The following is a 21,704-nucleotide window of genomic DNA, read 5'->3' on the forward strand; positions in this document are numbered from 1 at the left end:
CGCCTCATCCATGACAGGAATCAACATCATGACTATCAAAGCCATCAACGTTCGTAACCAGTTCAAAGGCTCGATCAAGGAAATCGTGCTGGGTGACGTGTTGTCGGAAATCGACGTTCAAACCGCATCTGGCATCGTCACTTCAGTCATTACCACTCGCTCGGTGAAAGAGCTGGAACTGGTGGTCGGCAGCGAAGTGATCGCCTTCGTGAAATCCACCGAGGTGTCGATCGCCAAGTTGTAAGTTGTGTGCAAGCAACAACCCCGGAGGGTGTGAGCCCTTCGGGGTTTTTTTTTGCCTGCGCGGGCGGTGTTAGAGTGCCTTCTGTCGAATCGAAAGCAGACGCAGAGGGGCTCAACAGTGACCGTCAGAATGGCTGATTACATTCAGGAGATTTCGCATTCACCCATCGCCGAATGGGCGCACCTTTCGCCGTGGGAACTGGTGATCAATGCGCCCGAGCGTGTGCAGCATCTGCTTTCGCAGCTGCCCGCGGACGACTATGAGATGGTCGACGACATCGCAATCCATCGCACCGCGCAGGTGGAAGCGGGCGCTGTGCTGAAAGGGCCGTTGATTATCGGCCCCAGTTGTTTTATCGCTGCGGGTGCCTACTTGCGCGGCGGGTGCTGGCTCGGGGCGAATTGCATCATTGGCCCAGGAGCGGAGCTCAAGTCTTCGTTCGTTTTCAGCGGCAGCAAACTGGCGCATTTCAACTTTGTCGGTGATTCGGTGTTAGGTGCCGGTGTCAATCTGGAGGCGGGCAGCATCATCGCCAACTACCGTAACGAACGTGCTGACAAAGGGGTGAATGTGCGGGTAGGCGGGGTGCTTCAGGCTACCGGTTGTGACAAGTTCGGCGCGTTGATGGGCGATGGGTCGCGCCTCGGAGCCAACGCGGTGGTGGCGCCGGGCGGGCTGTTGCTGCCCGGGTCGGTTGTTCGACGGTTGACACTCCACGATTGCGAAGCGTCGTAGGGCATTAGTTGGCAAGCGTGCGCTTGGGCAAGTAGGGCGGTAAATACAGCCCCAGATACGCATCAAACACCCGCATCCCTTCCTCAGCCATGCGCGGGGTGATCTGCCCATGCTGTTGCACCGAGCGTGCATAGACGCGGTCGCCCAGCTCCATGGCCAACGCAAACACATCCACGTCCATCGTCAGCCTCGGCAGTTCGAAGTGATGATCGAACAGCTTGTGCATCAGGTCACCCAGCTCAATATCGTGCTGGCGGTCAGCCTGGGTGACTTCGGTGAGGCCGTGTTGGGCGAGGATCAGCTGGCGGGCGGCGGCGTCTTCGCCGTAGATGTCGAGCATGCGCTGTTCCACCAACCGCGACAGGTCGCGCCAGCCATGCAGGGCGTCGTGGTCGATCGGCGCTTGCAGGCAGGCGCGGAAGGCGGCGTGGACGTCGGCGGTCAGGGCTTCGAGCAGGGCCGGGACGCTGGCGAAGAAGTGGTAGACGGAGGAGGGCGGAATCTCCGCGCGCTCGGCGACGCTGTAGATCGACAGGCTGGCCACGCCCTCGGCGGCCAGCAGCGTGCGGGCGGCATCGAGTATCGAGTCGATCCGCGCCTGGCTGCGTGCGCGGGGTTTGCGGATAGGGGCGGGGCGCGTCATTGGAGTCTCCTGCGGGGCAGCGGGCATTGTACGCAGAGCGAGAGGATGTTCCATATCCCCTGTGGTTGTCGGTGATCCATTGTGGCGAGGGAGCTTGCTCCCGCTGGGTCGCGAAGCGGCCCCAAAGCGGGCAATGCGGTGTATCTGTCGTCGCCGGTTAAAGGGAGTCCTTCGGCCTCCAGCGGGAGCAAGCTCCCTCGCCACAGGGTTTGGTGGCGGCCATAAAAAAACGCCGTCAGCTTCATCAGCCAACGGCGTTCCTTTTTTACTGCAACCGCTTAAACGGTATGCAGGTACCAGTTGTACTCAAGGTCGGAGATGGAGTGTTCGAACTCCTCCAGCTCACTTTCCTTGCAAGCCACGAAGATATCGATGTATTTCGGATCGATGTACTTGGCCATGACTTCGCTGTCGTCCAACTCGCGCAGTGCATCACGCAGGTTGTTCGGCAGGCTTTGCTCGTTTTGCTCGTAGGAGTTGCCTTCCACGGGCGCGCCCGGCTCGATCTTGTTGGTCAGGCCGTGATGCACGCCTGCCAGGACCGAAGCCATCAGCAGGTACGGGTTGGCATCGGCGCCGGCAACACGGTGTTCGATACGCACCGCGTCGGACGAGCCGGTCGGTACGCGAATCGCCACGGTCCGGTTGTCCAGGCCCCAGCACGGCGAGTTCGGCACGTAGAACTGTGCGCCGAAACGACGGTACGAGTTGACGTTCGGGCACAGGAAAGCCATTTGCGCCGGTAGGGTCTCGAGCACACCGCCGATCGCGTGACGCAGTGCGGCGTTCTGCTCGGGATCCTCGCTGGCAAAAATATTCTTGCCGTCACGGTCGAGAATCGAGATGTGGACGTGCAGCCCGTTACCCGCCTGGCCTGGGTAAGGCTTGGCCATGAAGGTGGTGTCCATCTCATGATCGTAGGCGATGTTCTTGATCAGGCGCTTGAGCAGTACCGCGTAGTCGCAAGCCTTGATCGGGTCGGCGACGTGGTGCAGGTTCACTTCGAACTGCGCCGGGGCACTTTCCTTGACGATGGCGTCAGCCGGGATGCCTTGCTCTTTCGCACCTTCCAGAATGTCCTGGAGGCAGTCGACGTATTCGTCGAGGTCGTCGATCAGGTAGACCTGTGTCGAATGCGGGCGTTTGCCCGAGATCGGCGAGCGCGGCGGTTGCGGTCGGCCGTTCACGTTCTCCTGGTCGATCAGGTAGAACTCCAGTTCGAACGCGGCACAGATCGTCAGACCCATGTCATCGAACTTGGTAACAACTTGACGCAAAACTTCACGGGGATCCGCGAAGAAAGGTTCACCTTCGATTTCGTGCATGGTCATCAGCAGTTGCGCGGTAGGGCGCTTTTGCCATGGCTCATTGCACAGGGTGTCGGGGATTGGATAGCAGATTCGGTCAGCATCGCCGATGTCCAGGCCCAGGCCGGTGCTTTCCACCGTCGAGCCATTGATATCCAGAGCAAATAGAGAGGCCGGCAGGTTGATGCCTTTCTCGTAAACCTTGTGGAGGCTGGTGCGTTCAATGCGCTTGCCGCGCACCACACCATTCATATCCGCAATCAGAAGGTCAACGTACAGAACCTCAGGATGTTCCTTAAGGAACGCGTTCGCTTCGTTAAGCTGAACGGCACGCGGGGGTACCGACATGATGCAACACCTTTGTTGTTAAAAATATCAATCATTGATCTCTTCGGGTTTCAGTCAACCCGAACGGCATGCCGAAGTCAAGCGAGGCCTTTTTTGCCCTAAAAAAGCGCTCGCAAGGCTTTTTTGAGGCAGTTTGGGGCGTTTTTATGCCTTTGAGCGCTTTGGCGCCCGCGGGCTTGAGCGGGCCGTGTTGTATTTTTTACGGGGGTGTTGTGTAAAAAAATGAACAAGGCTAAGCTCGATTCAAACCCATAACAGCAATAATACCGGGGTGCTTCATGTCTCGCCTGCCGTTAATCGGCGTCACCATCTGCTCTGGGCAGATCGGTCTGCATGCTCATCACATCAGTGGCGATCGTTGCGTTCACACCAAGGCCCAAGTTGCCAAAGGCGTGTCGTCGACTCTTCTTTCCCCGGCAGCTTTTGCGTCCCCGTCCGATATTCTGGACGCTCCGCACGACATTCTCTTTACTGCCTCTGTTTCCAATATAGAACCGTTTTACTTCAGTGGCCTGGCCAATGCGTCGAGCCCTGCTCATGATTCTGCACGTCCGGCTACGCTTTCCATCACCCACGCCCTGGCCGCGGCGGGTATTTGTGCGCGGCCCTTGCAGTGGCAATCTGTATCACGCGACGCCGATGCGTCAAACAACGCCTGACTTATAAGAGTCAGGAAACTCAGCCTAGAGGCATTTATGAGTAACAACCTCGACCAGCTCACCGATTGGTTGAAAGACCACAAGATCACAGAAGTCGAATGCATGATCGCCGACTTGACCGGGATCACCCGGGGCAAGATTTCGCCGACCAACAAGTTCATCGCCGAAAAAGGCATGCGCCTGCCCGAGAGCGTTCTGTTGCAGACCGTGACCGGCGACTATGTCGAAGACGACATCTATTACGAACTGCTCGACCCGGCCGACATCGACATGATCTGCCGCCCCGACCAGAACGCGGTGTACCTGGTGCCCTGGTCCATCGAGCCTACCGCTCAGGTGATCCACGACACCTACGACAAGCAAGGCAACCCGATCGAGCTGTCGCCGCGCAACGTATTGAAGAAGGTTTTGAAACTCTATGCCGACAAAGGCTGGCAGCCGATCGTGGCGCCGGAAATGGAGTTCTACCTGACCAAACGTTGCGAAGACCCGGACTTCCCGCTGCAACCGCCGATTGGCCGTTCCGGTCGCCCGGAAACCGGTCGCCAGTCGTTCTCGATTGAAGCGGCGAACGAATTCGACCCGCTGTTCGAAGACGTCTACGACTGGTGCGAACTGCAGGAACTGGACCTCGACACGCTGATCCACGAGGACGGCACGGCGCAGATGGAAATCAACTTCCGTCACGGCGATGCCCTGTCCCTGGCCGACCAGATCCTGGTGTTCAAGCGCACCATGCGCGAGGCCGCGCTCAAGCACGACGTCGCGGCGACGTTCATGGCCAAGCCCATGACCGGCGAACCCGGCAGCGCGATGCATATCCACCAGAGCATCATCGATATCGAGACCGGCAAGAACGTCTTCTCCAACGAAGACGGGACCATGAGCCAGTTGTTCCTGCATCACATCGGTGGTTTGCAGAAACTGATCCCCGAGCTGCTGCCGCTGTTCGCCCCGAACGTCAACTCGTTCCGCCGCTTCCTGCCGGACACCTCGGCGCCGGTGAACGTGGAGTGGGGCGAAGAAAACCGCACGGTGGGCCTGCGCGTGCCGGATGCCGGCCCGCAAAACCGTCGGGTGGAAAACCGCCTGCCGGGCGCCGACGCCAACCCCTACCTGGCGATTGCCGCGAGCCTGCTCTGCGGTTACATCGGCATGGTCGAAGGCCTGAACCCGAGTGCGCCGGTAGTGGGGCGTGGCTATGAACGCCGCAACCTGCGCCTGCCACTGACCATCGAAGACGCGCTGGAACGCATGGAACACAGCGCGACCATCGAGAAATACCTGGGCAAGAAATTCATCACAGGCTACGTCGCGGTCAAGCGGGCCGAGCATGAAAACTTCAAGCGCGTGATCAGTTCTTGGGAGCGGGAATTCCTGCTCTTCGCCGTCTGATGCGCCGGGGCGCGGACGGAAGCTTCCGCGCCCTTCACTGCAAAAAACAGGAGAATTCGCATGACCAGCAACAACCCGCAAACCCGTGAATGGCAAGCCTTGAGCAGCGATCACCACCTGGCGCCGTTCAGCGATTTCAAACAGCTCAAAGAGAAAGGCCCGCGCATCATCACCAGCGCCAAGGGCGTTTACCTCTGGGACAGCGAAGGCAACAAGATCCTCGACGGCATGGCCGGCCTGTGGTGCGTAGCGATCGGCTACGGTCGTGATGAACTGGCCGACGCCGCCGCCAAACAGATGCGCGAACTGCCTTATTACAACTTGTTCTTCCAGACCGCTCACCCGCCAGTGCTGGAACTGGCCAAAGCCATTTCCGACATCGCGCCGGAAGGCATGAACCACGTGTTCTTCACCGGTTCGGGCTCGGAAGGCAACGACACCATGCTGCGCATGGTCCGCCACTACTGGGCGATCAAGGGCCAGCCGAACAAGAAAGTCATCATCAGTCGCAAGAACGGTTATCACGGTTCCACCGTGGCCGGCGCGAGCCTGGGCGGCATGACCTATATGCACGAACAGGGCGACTTGCCGATCCCGGGCATCGTCCACATCGCTCAACCGTACTGGTTCGGTGAAGGCGGCGACATGAGCCCGGACGAGTTCGGGATCTGGGCTGCCAATCAGCTGGAAGAGAAGATTCTGGAAGTCGGCGTGGACAACGTCGGTGCCTTTATTGCCGAGCCGATCCAGGGTGCCGGTGGCGTGATCGTGCCGCCAGACAGCTACTGGCCGCGCATCAAGGAGATCCTCGCCAAGTACGACATCCTGTTCGTGGCGGACGAAGTGATCTGCGGTTTCGGCCGTACCGGTGAGTGGTTCGGTAGCGATCACTACGATCTGAAACCCGACATGATGACCATCGCCAAGGGCCTGACCTCCGGCTACATCCCGATGGGTGGCCTGATCGTGCGCGATGACGTGGTGAAGGTGCTCAACGAGGGCGGCGATTTCAACCACGGTTTCACCTACTCCGGGCACCCGGTGGCCGCGGCGGTAGCGCTGGAAAACATCCGCATCCTGCGCGAAGAAAAAATTATCGAGCGCGTCCATGCCGAAACGGCACCCTATTTGCAAAAGCGTCTACGGGAACTGAACGATCACCCGTTGGTGGGGGAAGTGCGTGGTGTTGGCATGTTGGGGGCCATCGAACTGGTCCAGGACAAGGCCACTCGCAAACGTTATGAAGGCAAGGGCGTCGGCATGATTTGCCGCACCTTCTGCTTCGACAACGGCCTGATCATGCGTGCGGTGGGCGACACCATGATCATTTCCCCGCCATTGGTGATTACACCGGCGGAAATCGATGAGTTGGTGACCAAGGCGCGCAAGTGCCTGGACCTGACCCTGAGTGCGTTGCAGGGCTAAGTGCTAGGCTCTGGGCGAGGTGTGCGGTCGACACTTCGCCCAGTGCAAATAAAGGATGGGTCTTTCCTTGAAAGCCTGCCTCGGAACTTGCCAGACTACCGGTTGTTCGGATGCCCAGTAACAGGCCGCTGAGCACGTGGTTAAAAAGAAAAATTGGAGCATTACCCATGAAGGCATTAGGTATGAAGATAGCTGGCAAGACCCTCCTCGCCATGTCCCTGATGGGCGTGATGGCGGGTGCAGTACAGGCTGATGACAAGGTACTGCACGTCTACAACTGGTCCGACTACATTGCACCGGACACCATCGCGAACTTCGAGAAAGAGTCCGGGATCAAGGTGGTGTACGACGTTTTCGACAGCAACGAAACCCTGGAAGCCAAGTTGCTGGCAGGCAAGTCCGGCTACGACGTGGTCGTGCCGTCGAACAACTTCCTCGCCAAGCAGATCAAGGCCAAGGTTTACCAGGAGCTGGACAAGTCCAAGCTGTCCAACTACGGCAACCTGAACAAGTCGCTGCTTAAAGCGGTTTCCGTCAGCGACCCGGACAACAAACACGCCTTCCCTTACATGTGGGGCTCGATCGGCATCGGTTACAACCCGGAGAAAGTCAAAGCCGCGTTGGGCGTCGACACCATCGATTCCTGGGACACCCTGTTCAAGCCTGAAAACATCGCCAAGCTCAAGGGCTGCGGTGTGAGCTTCCTCGACTCGCCGACTGAAATGCTGCCGATCGCGCTGCACTACCTGGGCTTGCCAACCGACAGCCAGAAGAAAGAAGACATCAAGAAAGCCGAAGAACTGTTCCTCAAGATTCGTCCTTCGGTCACCTACTTCCACTCGTCCAAGTACATCTCCGACCTGGCCAACGGCAACATCTGCGTAGCGGTCGGTTACTCGGGTGACGTGCAACAAGCCAAGTCCCGTGCTGCTGAAGCCGGTGACAAGGTCAAAGTCAGCTACGCGATTCCGAAAGAAGGCGCTGGCAGCTTCTATGACATGGTCGCGATTCCGAAAGATGCGGAAAACGTCGATGGTGCCTACAAATTCATGAACTACCTGTTGCAGCCGAAAGTGATGGCCGACATCACCAACGCCGTGCGTTTCCCTAACGGTAACGCCGAAGCGACTCAGTTCGTGAGCAAGGACATCACCTCGGACCCGGGCATCTACCCGACTGCCGATGTGCAGGCCAAGTTGTACGCGATTGCCGATTTGCCGGCCGCTACTCAGCGTGACCTGACCCGCAGCTGGACCAAGATCAAGTCCGGTAAGTAAGTAGTAAACCCTGTAGCAGCTGCCGCAGGCTGCGTTCAACTGCGAAGCAGTTGTGCTCTTGAAAACGCGGGAAGGTCCTCCGGACCTTAACGCAGCCTTCGGCAGCTGCTACAGGTATCTGCATAAAAGTTTTGCTGGAAAGGTTTATCGAGGGTAAGTTGCGCGCCGGTTTTGTTGCCAGGCAGCCATGGCTGTCATGTAACGCTGGGCAACTTGGGCCCAACTAATTTTAGAGGACCTCCACGTGCCTATTTTTTCTTTATTGCGCAATGCCCTGCTGGTCGGCGCCGGGTTGACACTGGCTGTCAGTGTCCAGGCCGCCGGTACGGTGCATATTTATAACTGGTCGGACTACATCGGCTCGACCACCCTGGCTGACTTCCAGAAAGAAACCGGGATCAAGCCGGTGTATGACGTGTTCGACTCCAACGAAACCCTGGAAGGCAAGTTGCTGGCCGGGCGCACCGGCTACGACGTGGTCGTGCCGTCCAACCACTTCCTCGGCAAGCAGATCAAGGCCGGCGCATTCCAGAAGCTCGACCGCAAGTTGCTGACCCACTACGCCAACCTCGACCCGGTGCTGCTCAAGCGCCTGGAACAGAATGATCCGGGCAACCAGTACGCCGTGCCGTACCTGTGGGGCACCAACGGCATCGGCTACAACGTCGACAAGATCAAGCAAGTGCTGGGCGTCGACAAGATCGACTCCTGGAGCGTGCTGTTCGAGCCGGAGAACATCAAGAAACTGCACAGCTGCGGCGTGGCGTTCCTCGATTCCGCCGATGAAATGATGCCGACGGTCCTCAATTACATGGGCCTGAATGCCAACAGCACCAACCCTGAAGACTACAAAAAGGCCACCGCCAAGTTGCTCGCGGTGCGGCCTTACGTGACGTACTTCCATTCGTCCAAGTACATCTCGGACCTGGCCAACGGCGACATCTGCATTGCCATCGGTTTCTCCGGTGACATGTTCCAGGCCAAGGCCCGGGCGGCCGAAGCCGGCAAAGGCGTAAATGTGGCCTACACCATTCCGAAAGAGGGTGGGGCGCTGTGGTTCGACATGCTGGCGATTCCGAAGGACTCGTCCAACGTCAAGGAAGCCCACGCCTTCATCAACTATTTGCTCAAGCCTGAAGTGATTGCTCAGGTCAGTGATTCGGTCGGCTATGCCAACCCTAACCCTGGCTCGGACAAATTGATGGAGCAATCCATCCGCACGGACGAATCGGTGTATCCACCGCAAGCCGTACTCGACAAGACCTACGTGTCGATCGAGCTGCCGCCCAAGATTCAACGTTTGATGACCCGCAGCTGGACCACGGTCAAGACGGGTAAATAGCTTCAAGGCTCAAACTATCCAAGGTTGGCTCACCTTGAGCGAACTGCACTCTTTTTTTCTGGGAGTTTCGTAAATGGCAGTTGCCTCCGGCGCCTATAAGAAAGCCCTCGAGGGCGACCAATCACCGAAACAGGTGTTGGTCAAAATCGACCGGGTCACGAAGAAGTTCGACGAGACGATTGCCGTGGACGACGTGTCCCTGGAAATCAAGAAAGGCGAGATCTTCGCCCTGCTCGGCGGTTCGGGATCGGGCAAATCCACCTTGCTGCGCATGCTCGCAGGGTTTGAACGGCCCACGGAGGGGCGCATTTACCTCGACGGCGTCGACATCACCGAGATGCCGCCGTACGAGCGACCGATCAACATGATGTTCCAGTCCTACGCCTTGTTCCCGCACATGACCGTGGCGCAAAACATCGCCTTCGGCCTCAAGCAGGACAAGATTCCGTCGTCGGAAGTCGATGCCCGTGTCGCGGACATGCTCAAGCTGGTTCAGATGACGCAGTACGCCAAGCGCAAGCCGCATCAGTTGTCCGGCGGCCAGCGTCAGCGTGTGGCCCTGGCCCGTTCGCTGGCCAAGCGGCCGAAGCTGTTGCTGCTCGATGAACCGATGGGCGCACTGGATAAAAAACTGCGTTCGCAAATGCAGCTGGAACTGGTCGAGATCATCGAGCGCGTCGGCGTGACCTGCGTCATGGTGACCCACGATCAGGAAGAAGCCATGACCATGGCCGAGCGCATCGCGATCATGCACCTGGGCTGGATCGCCCAGATCGGCAGCCCGATCGACATCTACGAAACCCCGACCAGCCGCCTGGTCTGCGAATTCATCGGCAACGTCAACATCTTCGAAGGCGAGGTGATCGACGACGCCGAAGGCTACGCGACCATTACCTGCAAAGACCTCGATCGCCAGATCTACGTCGGCCACGGCATCAGCACCTCGGTGCAGGACAAATCGGTCACCTACGCGATCCGTCCGGAGAAACTGCTGGTCACCGCCGAGATGCCGACCTGCGAGTACAACTGGTCCAGCGGCAAGGTGCACGACATCGCCTACCTCGGCGGCCACTCGGTGTTCTACGTCGAATTGCCGAGCGGCAAACTGGTGCAGTCCTTTGTCGCCAACGCCGAGCGCCGTGGTCAGCGTCCGACCTGGGGCGATCAGGTTTACGTGTACTGGGAAGACGACAGCGGCGTGGTACTTCGCTCATGAACATGCGCAAATTCAAACGCCGCCTCAACCGAATAATTCCCGGTGGCCGCCAATTGGTCATCGGGGTCCCGTTCATCTGGCTGTTCATGTTCTTCATGCTGCCGTTCTTCATCGTCTTGAAGATCAGCTTCGCCGAAGCCGACGTGGCCATCCCGCCGTACACCGAGATCTACACCTTTGCCGAGCAGAAGCTGCAACTGCTGCTGAACCTGGGCAACTACGCGATGCTTGGCGACGACGAGTTGTACATCGCCGCCTACCTTGGCTCGCTGAAGATGGCGCTGATCAGCACCATCCTCTGCCTGTTGATCGGCTACCCGATGGCCTACGCCATTGCCAGCGCCCGTAAAGAGCTGCAAACGGTGCTGGTGCTGCTGATCATGATGCCGACCTGGACCGCGATCCTGATCCGCGTTTACGCGTGGATGGGCATCCTTAGTAACAACGGCCTGCTCAACGGTTTCCTGATGACCATGGGCTGGATCGACGAACCGCTGCAGATCCTGAACACCAACCTCGCGGTGTACATCGGCGTCGTCTATTCGTACCTGCCGTTCATGATCCTGCCGCTCTACGCCAACCTGGTGAAGCACGACTACAGCCTGCTGGAAGCCGCGTCGGACCTCGGTTCGAGCACCTTCAACAGCTTCTGGAAGATCACCATTCCGCTGTCGAAGAACGGCATCGTCGCCGGCTGCATGCTGGTGTTCATTCCGGTGGTGGGCGAGTTCGTGATCCCGGAACTGCTCGGCGGTCCGGAAACCCTGATGATCGGTAAAGTGCTCTGGCAAGAATTCTTCAACAACCGCGACTGGCCGGTAGCGTCTGCCCTGGCGGTGGTGATGCTGTTGATCCTGATTGTGCCGATCATTCTGTTCAACCGTAGTCAGGCCAAAGAAATGGAGGGCAAAGAATGAAGAACTTCCGTTTCTCGAGTTTCATGCTGGTGGTCGGTCTGCTGTTCATCTACGCACCGATGCTGATCCTGGTGATCTACTCGTTCAACGCCTCGAAACTGGTGACGGTGTGGGGCGGCTGGTCGATCAAGTGGTACGTCGGCCTGCTCGACAACACCCAACTGATGGGCTCGGTGGTGCGCTCGCTGGAAATCGCCTGCTACACCGCGATTGCAGCGGTGGCCCTCGGTACCCTGGCGGCGTTCGTGCTGACGCGGATCACTCGCTTCAAGGGCCGCACGCTGTTCGGCGGCCTGGTCACCGCGCCGTTGGTGATGCCGGAAGTGATCACCGGTCTGTCGCTGTTGCTGTTGTTCGTGGCCATGGCGCAGATGATCGGTTGGCCACAGGAACGTGGCATCGTCACCATCTGGATTGCCCACACCACGTTCTGTGCGGCGTATGTGGCGGTGGTGGTGTCGGCGCGCTTGCGTGAGCTGGACCTGTCCATCGAAGAAGCGGCCATGGACCTCGGTGCGCGGCCGTGGAAGGTGTTCTTCCTGATCACCATTCCGATGATCGCGCCGTCGCTGGCGGCGGGCGGGATGATGTCCTTCGCGCTGTCGCTGGATGACCTGGTGCTGGCGAGCTTCGTCTCGGGGCCGGGTTCGACGACCCTGCCGATGGAAGTGTTCTCGGCGGTGCGCCTGGGCGTGAAGCCGGAGATCAACGCCGTGGCCAGTCTGATTCTGCTGGCGGTGTCGATCGTGACGTTCCTGGTGTGGTTCTTCAGCCGCCGTGCCGAAGAATCGCGCAAAAAGGCAATTCAGCAAGCGATCGAAGAAGGCGCGGCCGATTCCTGGAAGCAGCCGGACGTGCGCCGGGCGCAGCAGGCGCCGGAAGCGGCTTGATCCAGCCGTGATCGTTCCCACGCTCTGCGTGGGAATGCCTCCATGGACGCTCCGCGTTCGGCTCTTGATGGGACGCGGAGCGTCCCGGGCTGCATTCCCACGCGGAGCGTGGGAACGATCAGTGTGGGGTCAGGCAACCCAAGGCGACTTGCGGATGATCTCGACAAAGTTCATCGGCTTGAACCCCGGCTCGCTGTCCACCAGCACATCCGCGTTCACTGTGCCGAACGTGGTGTCCGGTTTGTGTTTGAAGCCATTGGCGAACGCACACAGGATGCATTCCTTGAAGCCTTCGCCACGGGGGTGGGCATGCACCACCGCCTCACGCTGTTCCGTCGGGAACGCCGCGTAATCGATACCCAGCACATCCATCTCGACACCGGCGGTGACCAGGGCCACGTTCGGCCGCAAGTGTTGCGGCACGCCTGGCGTGGTGTGCAGGGCAATCGATAACCACACTTGTTCGATATCGTCGTCACTCAGCCCGTAAGGCTTGAGGAAGGCTTTAGCCGCATTGGCACTGTCGACTTCAAACCGCTCGTTGTCGCTGCGCTGACCTTCCACCAGGCCCAGGTCATGGAACATCGCGCCGACGTAGAGCAACTCCGGGTTGTAGGCCAGTTGCTTGCGTTCACCGCTCAAGGCACCGAACAGGAATACCCGACGCGAGTGGTGATACAGCAGGTCGGATTCGACGTCGCGGATGTATTCGGTGGTGGCCTTGGCCAACGCGCTGTCGGGGATTTTGATACCGGCAATGATGCTGCTCATGGTGCTTTCCTCGTGGGGAACGCCGTGGCGGCGCTGATGAGTAAAGTCTGTTCCCGCACCCGCCAGCGGACAATCGATCCATGGCTGCGATCCCGGCCAATGAGCAGGCATATCGCGCCAACCTCGCTTGTTGTAGGGTTGGCGCAGATCCGTAGCAGCTGTCGAGCGGAGCGAGGCAGCGTTCGGCGACGAAGTCGTCGTGAGATCTGACTATGCGGTGTTTCAGGTAGACCGCGTGCTCAGGGTTTAGGACGACTTCGTCGCCGAACGCTGCCTCGCTCCGCTCGACAGCTGCTACGGGGGATCTATGTGCCATAGAGGCGTTTTGAACCATGCAAAAATCCGTCGCCATCGTGGTGTTTTCCGGCGTGCAGTCCCTGGACGTCACCGGCCCCATGGATGTGTTCGCCGAGGCCAATCGCTTCCTGGCAACGGAGGATCACTATCGCCTGGAGGTGATCGGGGTCGAGCGCGGGATGATGCCGTGTTCCAACGGTTTGTCGCTGAACGCGCATCGGCATTTCAGCGAAGCGCTGGAGGCGTATGACTTGCTGTTGGTGGCGGGCGGGCCGCAGTTGCCGTTCCTGAATTTCGGCGCGACGTTCGACACCTGGTTGCGCGAGGCCTGCGGGCGGGCGCAGCGGTTTGGGTCGATCTGCAACGGCGCGTTCATGCTGGCCCGGGCCGGGTTGCTCGATGGGCGCACCGTCACCACGCATTGGGGCGATGCGGTGGCGCTGGCGGGGTTGTGTCCGTCCACCCAGGTCGAGGCGGATCGTTTATACGTGCAGGACGGCGAGCTCTACACCTCGGCCGGGGTCACGGCGGGGATCGATCTGTCGCTGTACCTGTTGGGGCGCGATCACGGACCGGAAGTCGCGCTCAGCGTGGCCAAGCGTCTGGTCGTGTTCACCCAGCGCTCGGGCGGGCAATCGCAGTTCAGCCCGTTCCTCACGCCTCATGCCGAACCGACTTCGGCGGTGGCGCTGGTGCAGCTCTACGTGCTCGCCAACCTCACTGGCGACTTGACCCTCGCCGATCTCGCCAATGCCGCCAACATGAGCGCGCGCAATTTTTCCCGGGTGTTTGCCAAGGAAGCGAAAGTCACTCCGGCGGAATTCGTCGAGCGGGCGCGGGTGGATGCGGCGCGGGTGCTGTTGGAGAGCACGCGTTCGCCGCTGAAAACGGTGGCGTATCAATGCGGGTTTCGCGATGCCCAGCACATGCGCAGCGTATTCAACCGCCGGCTGGGCGTGACGCCGCAGCAGTTCAGGCTGAACTTTGCGGCGATGGTCTAGAGCCGATCGGTCCCACGCTCCGCGTGGGAGTGCATCCCGGGACGCTCCGCGTCCCAAGAGCGGACGCAGAGCGTCCATGGCAGCATTCCCACGCAGAGCGTGGGAACGATCAGTGCGACTCAGCCTTTCAGCGAGTCATACGCCTCCAGCGTACGCAGCGAGTAGATGTACGCCGCTCCGGCATTCAGTGAAATCGCAGTAGCCAGTGTCGCCGCCACTTCCTCGCGGCTGGCGCCAGCCTTGATCGCCGCATCCGTATGCGCGGCAATACAGCCATCGCAACGGGTGGTAATCGCCACTGCGATGGAAATCAATTCACGGGTCTTGGCATCCAGCACATCGTTTTCCGCAGCGGCTTCACCAAGGGCCATGTAGGCCTTGACCATTTTCGGGTTGCTCTTGCCCAGTGCGCCAAAGGCTTTCTGGATGGTGGGCAGCAGTTCGGACCAGTTATGGAACATTGCGTTAACTCCTCAGCGGGTTGGGTGTACTGTTTCGACACGCTCAGTTTTGTCCTTTGGCGCGGTTCGGGTTTGTTCGATCCGCTCAGTTCTTTCTTCGATGCGCTCAAATGAATCCGATCGATAAACTCATCACCCTGGCCAACGTTCGCGGCACGCTGGATTTGCGCTGCCAGTTCCAGGGCGACTGGGCCTTGGCCCACGAGCAACAGGCGCTGGGAATGGCGCCCTATCACATCGTGTTGGCCGGCGAGTGCCGCGTGGAATTCCCCGACGGCCAGCGCCTGCCCATGCGCGCCGGTGACATCCTGCTGCTGCCCGGCGGCACGCCCCACGTTATCCACAGCCCCGGTAAAACCGTCGCGCCGTCGGCGCAACAGATCATTCGCGGTGGCGCGCTGCCGGTGCATCGCATCGGTGGCGCCAGTGCCGATCTGGACATGCTTTGCGGGACCTTCCATTACAACCGTGCTTCGCTGCTGTTTGCCTCACTGCCTGCGTATTTGGTGATCCCCAGCGGCGCGCTGCCGGCGAATGGGCCGCTGCCAGCGTTGGTCGCGGTGCTGCGCGGTGAGGCGGAGGGCAATCAGGCGGGGGCGAAGTTTCTGCTCGACGCGTTATCTCAAGCGTTGTTCACCCTGATGCTGCGGGCGCATCTGGCAACGCTGGGACCGGCCAGCGGCACCCTGGCGTTACTCGGCGACAAGCGCCTGGGCCGCGCCTGGCAGGCGATGCTGGCCGATCCGGCCCACGAGTGGACCATCGAAAGCCTGGCCGAAGCGGCGAGCATGTCCCGGGCGACCTTCATGCGCGCGTTTGTGAAGGTGGCCGGGGTGTCGCCGTGGGTGTTGCTGACGCAGGTGCGGATGGAATTGGCGTTCAGTTTGCTGAGCCAATCGCATTTGGGGTTGAGCGATATTGCACTGCAGGTGGGGTATCAATCGCAAGCGGCGTTCAGCAAGAAATTCAAGGAGATTTATGGCGAGGCGCCGGGGAGGGTGCGCCGCGGGATTTAGATTTGCATTGTTAGTGCAGGCCTCTTCGCGGGCAAGCCTCGCTCCTACAGATATCACCGTCCGTAGGAGCGAGGCTTGCCCGCGAAGACGTCAGCCCAGCCAACAAAAATCTACCGCGCCGGCAACAGCTTCAACGTACTCCGCGTATTAGCCGTCACCTCTTCATCGCTGAAATGCGCCTGCATATACATCCCATCGACATAGGCCTCCGCCTGATCCTCATAGTGACTGTCAAACGGCACGCCACTCTGGCCGACCGGGTTGATGGTCAGGCTATGGGCCGGGTCGGCGAAGTCAATCAATCGTCGGGTCGATGGGCCGTACGTCACCGGCCACGGCGCCGGGCCGATCCGGGCCGAGAGGTTGTTCGGCACTTCGTGGGTGCCGGGCGCATCGAATGGGCCGACGTTGAAGATCCGGTCCAGCGGCTTCTGTGAGCCCAACGGATGACCGTGAGTCAGCGTATGCACCTTGCCCCACTGCCACTGCGCAAAGTCAGCACCGAGCACGATCTTGAGGTGCGCGATGCTCGCCTGCCACGCCACTTTCACCGTGTCGGCGCGAGTTTCCCTGGCCGGGGTATTGCGGTTGTCCCACCACGGCGAATCCGCCGTCGCGGCCAGACGCGGCAGCGCGGCGTCGATCACCCGGGTCGAGAGCAAGGTTTCAAAGAAGTCATTGCCCAACTCATCGTGCAGCGTCGCATCGGTCAGGTTGAACAGGAACTGGTTGAACACCGTGGCGCTGATGGAGCTGAGCGGGTAATCGCCCTGCCATTTGCCTAATTGCTCCACCAGTTTCAGCTCGGCAGGATCGCTCACCACTTCACGCAACACCGGTAGCAACGGTGCCAACAAACGCGGGCCGTAGGCGGTGGTGGTGCCCAGTTGCAGCTTCTGGTTGGCGTCGTTATCCCACTTCACGCTCTTGTCGCTGAGCTGGCGATTGAGCTGCTGACCACGATCGGCCAGGTTGTAGTAACCGGGAATCTCCATGCCGGTTGGCGAAACCGGCTGGAAGTTGGCCGAGACGATATAGCCCCGTGCCGGGTTCTCTTCCTGGGGGTTGGCGCTGAAGGGGTAGAAGCCTTCCTTGTCCGCCTGATTGGTGCTGCCGTCGAGGATGAAACCGGGCTTCACTCCAGCCGCACGCTTGGGCAGCAACGCCGAGGCCCACCAGCCGATATCACCCTTGGCGTTGGCATAAACGATGTTCAATCCCGGAGCCTGCACTTTGGCGGCAGCAGCGCGGGCCTTGGCCAGTGTGTCGGCGCGGTTGAGCTGATAGAAACCTTCGAGAATCGGGTTCGGCGTTTCGAGAAATGCCCACCACATCGCCACCGGCGTCTTGCCGGCAGCCGTGCCGAGTGCATCGTTGATGATCGGGCCGTGGGGCGACTGGCGCAGGGTCAGTGTCACCGGCGCCTGGCCCTTCACGGCGATCTGCTGCTCGGTGTTGACCATGTCCACCCATTTGCCGCGATACCAGACCTGGTTCGGGTTGTCCGGGTTGACCTTCTCGGCGATCAGGTCCAGGTCGTCGTTCTGGAACATGGTCAGGCTCCAGCCGAAATCCAGGTTGTGGCCGAGAAAGGCAAACGGCACCAGCGCCTGATGATGGCCGTACAGTTCGAAGCCCGGCGCCGACAGTTGCGCCTCGTACCACACCGACGGCACCGAGAAACGAATATGCGGGTCGCCGGCCAGCAGCGGCTTGCCGCTTTTGCTGCGGTTGCCGGCGATGACCCAGGCGTTGCTGCCTTCGAACTGCGGCAAGCCGTTATCGGCCAGGGCTTGTTCGCTGAGGCGGGCGAGGGCGTTCAAATCTTTCCAGTCACCGGCGGCCAGAGCTGGGCCGGGTTTGGCGTGGGTCTTGGCCAGCACGCCTTTGGGCTGCCAGTCGAGGTCGAAGATGTTCAGGTACTCGGGGCCGAGCTGATCGCGCACGTAGGTCAGCAACGGTTCGGTGCGAAACGCCGCGGCAAAGCTGTAGGCCATGTAGCCGGCGACACTGATGCTGTCTTCTGCGGTGAAGGGCCGCTTGTGGATCCCCAGCACGTCGAACTCGGCGGGCGCGGCGTGGGTGTCCTGATATTGGTTTATCCCGTCCAGGTAGGCATGCAGGGCCTTCCACGCCGGTGACTGGCGGTCGAGGGCGGCCACATAACTCTCGGCGCGCTCGCGGATGCGCAGGCTGCGGAACAGTTTGTCGGTGTCGACCAGTTTCGGCCCGAGGACTTCCGCCAGCTCACCACGGGCCAGGCGGCGCATGGCTTCCATCTGGAACAAGCGGTCCTGGGCGTGCACGTAGCCGAGGGCGCGGTACAGGTCGGTTTCGTTATCGGCGCGAATATGCGGCACACCGCGCTCGTCGTAGCGCACGGTCACCGAGCCTTGCAGATTGTTCAGCGTCACCTGACCCTGGCGCGTCGGCTGCTTGCTGTAGACGTACCCGCCAACCCCGATGGCGAGCGCGACGATCAGCAAGGCGAGTACGGTCAGGAAGCGTTTCATGGTGACTCCTTGTTCTTTCAGGTTGCCGCCCGTGTGGGCTGCAAACATGTAGCACAGACCTCCTGTGCCGGGCACCACCGTCCTCGAATAGTCCGGAATGCCTTACTGCACTTGCACCGGCCACGGGCAGTAGCAACCCACCGCCAGTGTGTGGGTCGCGTTCACCGCGCGGCCTTCGTTCAGCGCTTGCAGGATCGGCTCGATAAAGCTGTTGCTCGAATTACAAGTCAGGCCTTCGCTGTACGGGCCGAAATAGGCGAGCTTGCCGGCCCGGTCCCAGATCGCCACCGCCGGGCTGGCGGGGATCTGCTCGGAACCGGGCAGCACAGTGATGGTTTTCAGGCTGCTCAAGGTGCTGGGCAACTGACCGTGGCTGCCGGGTTTTTGTACCGCGTAGAACTCGACGCCCTGCGGTACATACAGCTCGACCAGTTCGGTGAGGTGCTGTTGATTGCCGACGTTGCACGGGCAGGCCGGGTCCCAGAAGTGCACGAGACGGATGGCGCCGGGGCCGGCGAGGTCGTCGGGCAGGCGCAACGGGTCGCCGGAAAATACCGCTGTATGTTCGCTGAACGCCCGCAGGTAACGCCCCTGAAACCAGTCATAAGCGGCCCACAACACGCCGGCGCACACGAGGGCGAGCAGGCTGGCAAGCAGTGTGGTGCGGTAGGCCGGACGCATGGGTTTCAATCCTCGAAGGTCGCCCAGCTTGCCATGCTTGCCGCGACAGATGAATATCGCAGGCCCATAAAGTCTGTTTCGCGTTCTGGAATAACCATGCCTGCCACTTTCAATCCCGATCATTTGCGCGCCAGCCTGCGGCCATTGGCTGATTGGCAGCCGCTGTCGACGGAGGGCCAGGCCTATCAAGCGTTCTACGGGCTGGATTTGCCGGGGCGCACGCTGCGCCGTGGCCTGGGGCGGTTTCAGGTTGGTGGTTACGAAGTGGTCAGTCAGGTCTGGTGGCCGGAGCGGGCGAAGGCGACGTTGTTCCTGTTTCACGGTTTCTACGACCACACCGGGCTGTATCGGCATGTGATCGAATGGGCGCTGGATCAGGGGTTCGCGGTGATTGCCTGTGACTTGCCGGGACATGGTCTGTCCAGTGGCGAGCGCGCGAGCATCAAGGATTTCGCCGAATACCAGGACACCCTGCAAGGCTTGTTCACCGAAGCGCGGTCTCTGGATTTACCGCAGCCGTGGCATTTGTTCGGACAGAGCACCGGCGGGGCGATTGTGATCGACCATTTGCTTAATCAGGGCGCGGACAGTCCGGCTCAGGGGCAGGTGATATTGCTGTCTCCACTGGTACGGCCGCGGGCCTGGGGCTGGTCGCAGTTGAGTTATTACCTGCTCAAGCCCTTCGTCAACGGCATCGCCCGGCGCTTCAGCGAGAACTCCAATGACCCGGCGTTCCTGCCCTTCCTGCAAGCCGATCCATTGCAACCATTGCGTTTGCCGACCGCGTGGGTCGGTGCGTTGGGCCGTTGGATAAAGCGCATCGAGGCGTCGGCGAACAGTCCACGGCGGCCACTGATCGTGCAGGGGCAAGCGGACATGACGGTGGATTGGGAGCACAACCTTGAAGTGTTGAAGGCCAAGTTTGATCGGCCGCAGGTGTTGATGCTGCCAGCGGCGCGGCATCATCTGGCGAATGAGACGCCGGCGTTGCGGGAGGAGTATTTCGGGTTTTTGACGAAGCGGATCAAGGGCGGCACCCCCCTGTAGGAGCGAGGCTTGCCCGCGAAGGCGACCTTCCGGGCGACGAAATCTTACTGTCCCACCGCCAACCCCGCCCGAATCGCCGCCAACGCTGCCTGGTAATACGCCTTGCCTTCATCCGACTCGGCAAACGTGGCGAACTCTTCCAGTTCGTTATCCGACAAGTCGCGATACACGTAGAGCAACGTGTTGTTCAGGTCGGCACCAATCTGATCCATCAAGCGCTGGCGCTGACCATTCAACATCCCGGGTGCCTGACCGCCACCGAGCAAACCGGGGATCATCGAACTCAAGCTGTCGGCCGCAACCCCGGCAATCGCCAACGTGACTTCGGCGCCGGCCTCACGGGCGGGCAGGGCCTGGGCCAGGTGGCCGATGATCAGCAGGCGAGTGTCACTGGCTTCAATCTTGGGCAAGCCCTTGGCGTTCTTCGCCAATTGATCGCGCCGGGTCGCCAGCAATTCGGCCGCGACGACTTTCTTGCCCAGCGGAGTCTGGAAAAAGGTCAGGGCCGGTTTCGGGTCGGCGAGGGTCTTGCGCAGTTGCGCTTCGGCGCGCTGGTCCATGGCCTGGGGGGCGAAACGCTGGTTGCTGTTGTTCACCAGGGCTTGAAACACCGCGGGTGGCAAGCTGTTCTGGTAGCGCTGCTGTGCGGCCGAAAGGGCGTCGTTAAAATGCGCACGTTGGTCTGGCCAACCGGCGACCTTGTACAACTGGTCGTGGCCGTCTGCCCAGGCGGGCAAAACACAGAGCATCAACAGTGAAAAAAGCAAACGGCGCATAGGGACTCCTGTCGGCAGGCGACTATTCTCCGTGCGGTACAGGAACTTGTCGAGAATTCGTATCAGCCCGCCGCGCGGCTCTGTCGGATTTGCAGGCACAGGAATACTATGCGCGCCATGCAAATACCCTCTGATCACCCGCTGCTGTTACGTATCGTCGACGACCTGGCCGAACGGGGCTGGTCGCAGCAGAATATTTTCCTGCCTCTGGGTCTGACCCGGGAACTGGCGGCTGAGTGCCGTAAACGTGCGGCCGAGGGTGAATTGGCCCCGGCGGCGGTGGGCCGCGGGCCGACATCTGAGATTCGCGAAGGTATTCGTGGCGACCACATCCAGTGGCTCGAACCCGGTGAAACCGAGTCCTGCGACAGCTACCTGAGCCTGATGGACAGCCTGCGTGAAGCGATGAATCGCGGGCTGTTCCTCGGACTGGAAGATTTCGAAAGCCACTTCGCCCTGTACCCGCCCGGTGCGTTCTACCTCAAGCATGTGGACCGTTTCCGCGATGACGACCGGCGCATGGTCTCGGCGGTGATCTACCTCAACGACGCCTGGCTGCCGGAACATGGCGGCGAACTGCGCATGTACCTGGAGGGCGGCGTCGAACACAATGTGGTGCCCACCGGCGGCTGCCTGGTGGTGTTCCTGTCGGGCGAGGTGCCCCACGAAGTCCTGCCCGCGACCCGGGATCGCCTGTCATTGACCGGCTGGTTTCGCCGTCGCGGTAACGAGCCGTTCTGATC

21 protein-coding genes are annotated in these 21,704 nt (G+C 60.4%); 14 read left to right on the forward strand and 7 right to left on the reverse strand.

Going from position 1 to position 21,704, the window contains the following annotated elements:
- Nucleotides 1-28: 28 nt before the first annotated feature.
- Nucleotides 29-244 (forward strand): TOBE domain-containing protein, encoded by a 216-nt coding sequence (locus HKK53_RS22195; RefSeq protein WP_003229256.1) that lies wholly within the window; start codon nucleotides 29-31, stop codon nucleotides 242-244.
- Nucleotides 245-373: 129 nt separating this feature from the next.
- Nucleotides 374-979 (forward strand): LpxA family transferase, encoded by a 606-nt coding sequence (locus HKK53_RS22200; protein WP_169372591.1) that lies wholly within the window; start codon nucleotides 374-376, stop codon nucleotides 977-979.
- Nucleotides 980-983: 4 nt separating this feature from the next.
- Here HKK53_RS22200 and HKK53_RS22205 read toward each other — a convergent pair whose 3' ends face one another.
- Both HKK53_RS22205 and HKK53_RS22210 read right to left on the reverse strand, forming a co-directional pair.
- Nucleotides 984-1,622, reverse strand: coding sequence for a TetR/AcrR family transcriptional regulator (locus HKK53_RS22205; RefSeq protein ID WP_169372592.1), 639 nt, complete (start codon nucleotides 1,620-1,622; stop codon nucleotides 984-986).
- A gap of 278 nt (nucleotides 1,623-1,900) precedes the next feature.
- Nucleotides 1,901-3,277 carry a glutamine synthetase family protein gene (locus HKK53_RS22210; protein WP_123404014.1) on the reverse strand — a complete coding sequence of 459 codons (1,377 nt, stop codon included), beginning with the start codon at nucleotides 3,275-3,277 and terminating at the stop codon, nucleotides 1,901-1,903.
- A 278-nt stretch (nucleotides 3,278-3,555) separates the two neighbouring features.
- On the opposite strand from HKK53_RS22210, the gene HKK53_RS22215 reads away from it, so the two are divergent.
- The 8 genes from HKK53_RS22215 to HKK53_RS22250 all read left to right on the forward strand — a co-directional run bounded on the left by HKK53_RS22215 (nucleotide 3,556) and on the right by HKK53_RS22250 (nucleotide 12,398).
- Entirely contained in the window at nucleotides 3,556-3,936 is a 381-nt protein-coding gene (locus tag HKK53_RS22215) for a glutamine amidotransferase (protein ID WP_169372593.1), read from the forward strand.
- 36 nt (nucleotides 3,937-3,972) lie between these two features.
- Nucleotides 3,973-5,331, forward strand: coding sequence for a glutamine synthetase family protein (locus HKK53_RS22220; protein ID WP_149660257.1), 1,359 nt, complete (start codon nucleotides 3,973-3,975; stop codon nucleotides 5,329-5,331).
- A 60-nt stretch (nucleotides 5,332-5,391) separates the two neighbouring features.
- Nucleotides 5,392-6,756 (forward strand): aspartate aminotransferase family protein, encoded by a 1,365-nt coding sequence (locus HKK53_RS22225; RefSeq protein ID WP_169372594.1) that lies wholly within the window; start codon nucleotides 5,392-5,394, stop codon nucleotides 6,754-6,756.
- Between the two features lie 182 nt (nucleotides 6,757-6,938).
- Nucleotides 6,939-8,033: a polyamine ABC transporter substrate-binding protein gene (locus HKK53_RS22230; protein WP_169374279.1), complete on the forward strand. Its 1,095-nt coding sequence runs from the start codon at nucleotides 6,939-6,941 to the stop codon at nucleotides 8,031-8,033.
- Between the two features lie 244 nt (nucleotides 8,034-8,277).
- Nucleotides 8,278-9,375, forward strand: a complete 1,098-nt coding sequence (locus HKK53_RS22235; RefSeq protein WP_169372595.1) for a polyamine ABC transporter substrate-binding protein — start codon at nucleotides 8,278-8,280, stop codon at nucleotides 9,373-9,375.
- A gap of 73 nt (nucleotides 9,376-9,448) precedes the next feature.
- On the forward strand, nucleotides 9,449-10,591 hold the full coding sequence (locus HKK53_RS22240) for an ABC transporter ATP-binding protein (RefSeq protein ID WP_169372596.1): 1,143 nt from the start codon (nucleotides 9,449-9,451) through the stop codon (nucleotides 10,589-10,591).
- Nucleotides 10,592-10,626: 35 nt separating this feature from the next.
- Nucleotides 10,627-11,508, forward strand: a complete 882-nt coding sequence (locus tag HKK53_RS22245) for an ABC transporter permease subunit (RefSeq protein WP_178117496.1) — start codon at nucleotides 10,627-10,629, stop codon at nucleotides 11,506-11,508.
- The gene (locus HKK53_RS22250; RefSeq protein ID WP_169372598.1) at nucleotides 11,505-12,398 is read left to right on the forward strand and encodes an ABC transporter permease subunit; all 894 of its coding nucleotides are present in this window, start codon (nucleotides 11,505-11,507) and stop codon (nucleotides 12,396-12,398) included. The genes HKK53_RS22245 and HKK53_RS22250 overlap by 4 nt, the downstream gene beginning before the upstream one ends.
- A 129-nt stretch (nucleotides 12,399-12,527) precedes the next feature.
- Here the strand turns inward: HKK53_RS22250 and HKK53_RS22255 are convergent, their stop codons facing one another.
- Nucleotides 12,528-13,169, reverse strand: coding sequence for an HD domain-containing protein (locus HKK53_RS22255; RefSeq protein ID WP_169372599.1), 642 nt, complete (start codon nucleotides 13,167-13,169; stop codon nucleotides 12,528-12,530).
- Nucleotides 13,170-13,501: 332 nt separating this feature from the next.
- Between HKK53_RS22255 and HKK53_RS22260 the strand changes: the two genes are divergently transcribed.
- Nucleotides 13,502-14,467 (forward strand): GlxA family transcriptional regulator, encoded by a 966-nt coding sequence (locus HKK53_RS22260; RefSeq protein WP_169372600.1) that lies wholly within the window; start codon nucleotides 13,502-13,504, stop codon nucleotides 14,465-14,467.
- A 119-nt stretch (nucleotides 14,468-14,586) separates the two neighbouring features.
- Here HKK53_RS22260 and HKK53_RS22265 read toward each other — a convergent pair whose 3' ends face one another.
- On the reverse strand, nucleotides 14,587-14,928 hold the full coding sequence (locus HKK53_RS22265; protein WP_169372601.1) for a carboxymuconolactone decarboxylase family protein: 342 nt from the start codon (nucleotides 14,926-14,928) through the stop codon (nucleotides 14,587-14,589).
- 110 nt (nucleotides 14,929-15,038) lie between these two features.
- Here HKK53_RS22265 and HKK53_RS22270 point away from each other — a divergent pair, with 110 nt between their 5' ends.
- Nucleotides 15,039-15,944: an AraC family transcriptional regulator gene (locus HKK53_RS22270; protein ID WP_169372602.1), complete on the forward strand. Its 906-nt coding sequence runs from the start codon at nucleotides 15,039-15,041 to the stop codon at nucleotides 15,942-15,944.
- A 110-nt stretch (nucleotides 15,945-16,054) separates the two neighbouring features.
- Here the strand turns inward: HKK53_RS22270 and HKK53_RS22275 are convergent, their stop codons facing one another.
- Both HKK53_RS22275 and HKK53_RS22280 read right to left on the reverse strand, forming a co-directional pair.
- Nucleotides 16,055-18,457 carry a penicillin acylase family protein gene (locus HKK53_RS22275; RefSeq protein WP_169372603.1) on the reverse strand — a complete coding sequence of 801 codons (2,403 nt, stop codon included), beginning with the start codon at nucleotides 18,455-18,457 and terminating at the stop codon, nucleotides 16,055-16,057.
- Nucleotides 18,458-18,559: 102 nt separating this feature from the next.
- Nucleotides 18,560-19,138 (reverse strand): DUF6436 domain-containing protein, encoded by a 579-nt coding sequence (locus HKK53_RS22280; protein WP_169372604.1) that lies wholly within the window; start codon nucleotides 19,136-19,138, stop codon nucleotides 18,560-18,562.
- A gap of 96 nt (nucleotides 19,139-19,234) precedes the next feature.
- Here HKK53_RS22280 and HKK53_RS22285 point away from each other — a divergent pair, with 96 nt between their 5' ends.
- Nucleotides 19,235-20,185 carry an alpha/beta hydrolase gene (locus HKK53_RS22285; RefSeq protein ID WP_169372605.1) on the forward strand — a complete coding sequence of 317 codons (951 nt, stop codon included), beginning with the start codon at nucleotides 19,235-19,237 and terminating at the stop codon, nucleotides 20,183-20,185.
- A gap of 44 nt (nucleotides 20,186-20,229) precedes the next feature.
- Here HKK53_RS22285 and HKK53_RS22290 read toward each other — a convergent pair whose 3' ends face one another.
- Entirely contained in the window at nucleotides 20,230-20,961 is a 732-nt protein-coding gene (locus tag HKK53_RS22290) for a DUF2059 domain-containing protein (protein WP_169372606.1), read from the reverse strand.
- Nucleotides 20,962-21,069: 108 nt separating this feature from the next.
- Here HKK53_RS22290 and HKK53_RS22295 point away from each other — a divergent pair, with 108 nt between their 5' ends.
- Entirely contained in the window at nucleotides 21,070-21,702 is a 633-nt protein-coding gene (locus HKK53_RS22295; protein WP_169372607.1) for a 2OG-Fe(II) oxygenase, read from the forward strand.
- Nucleotides 21,703-21,704: the final 2 nt, after the last annotated feature.

This window comes from Pseudomonas sp. ADAK7 (genome assembly GCF_012935675.1).
Classification (GTDB): Bacteria; Pseudomonadota; Gammaproteobacteria; order Pseudomonadales; family Pseudomonadaceae; genus Aquipseudomonas.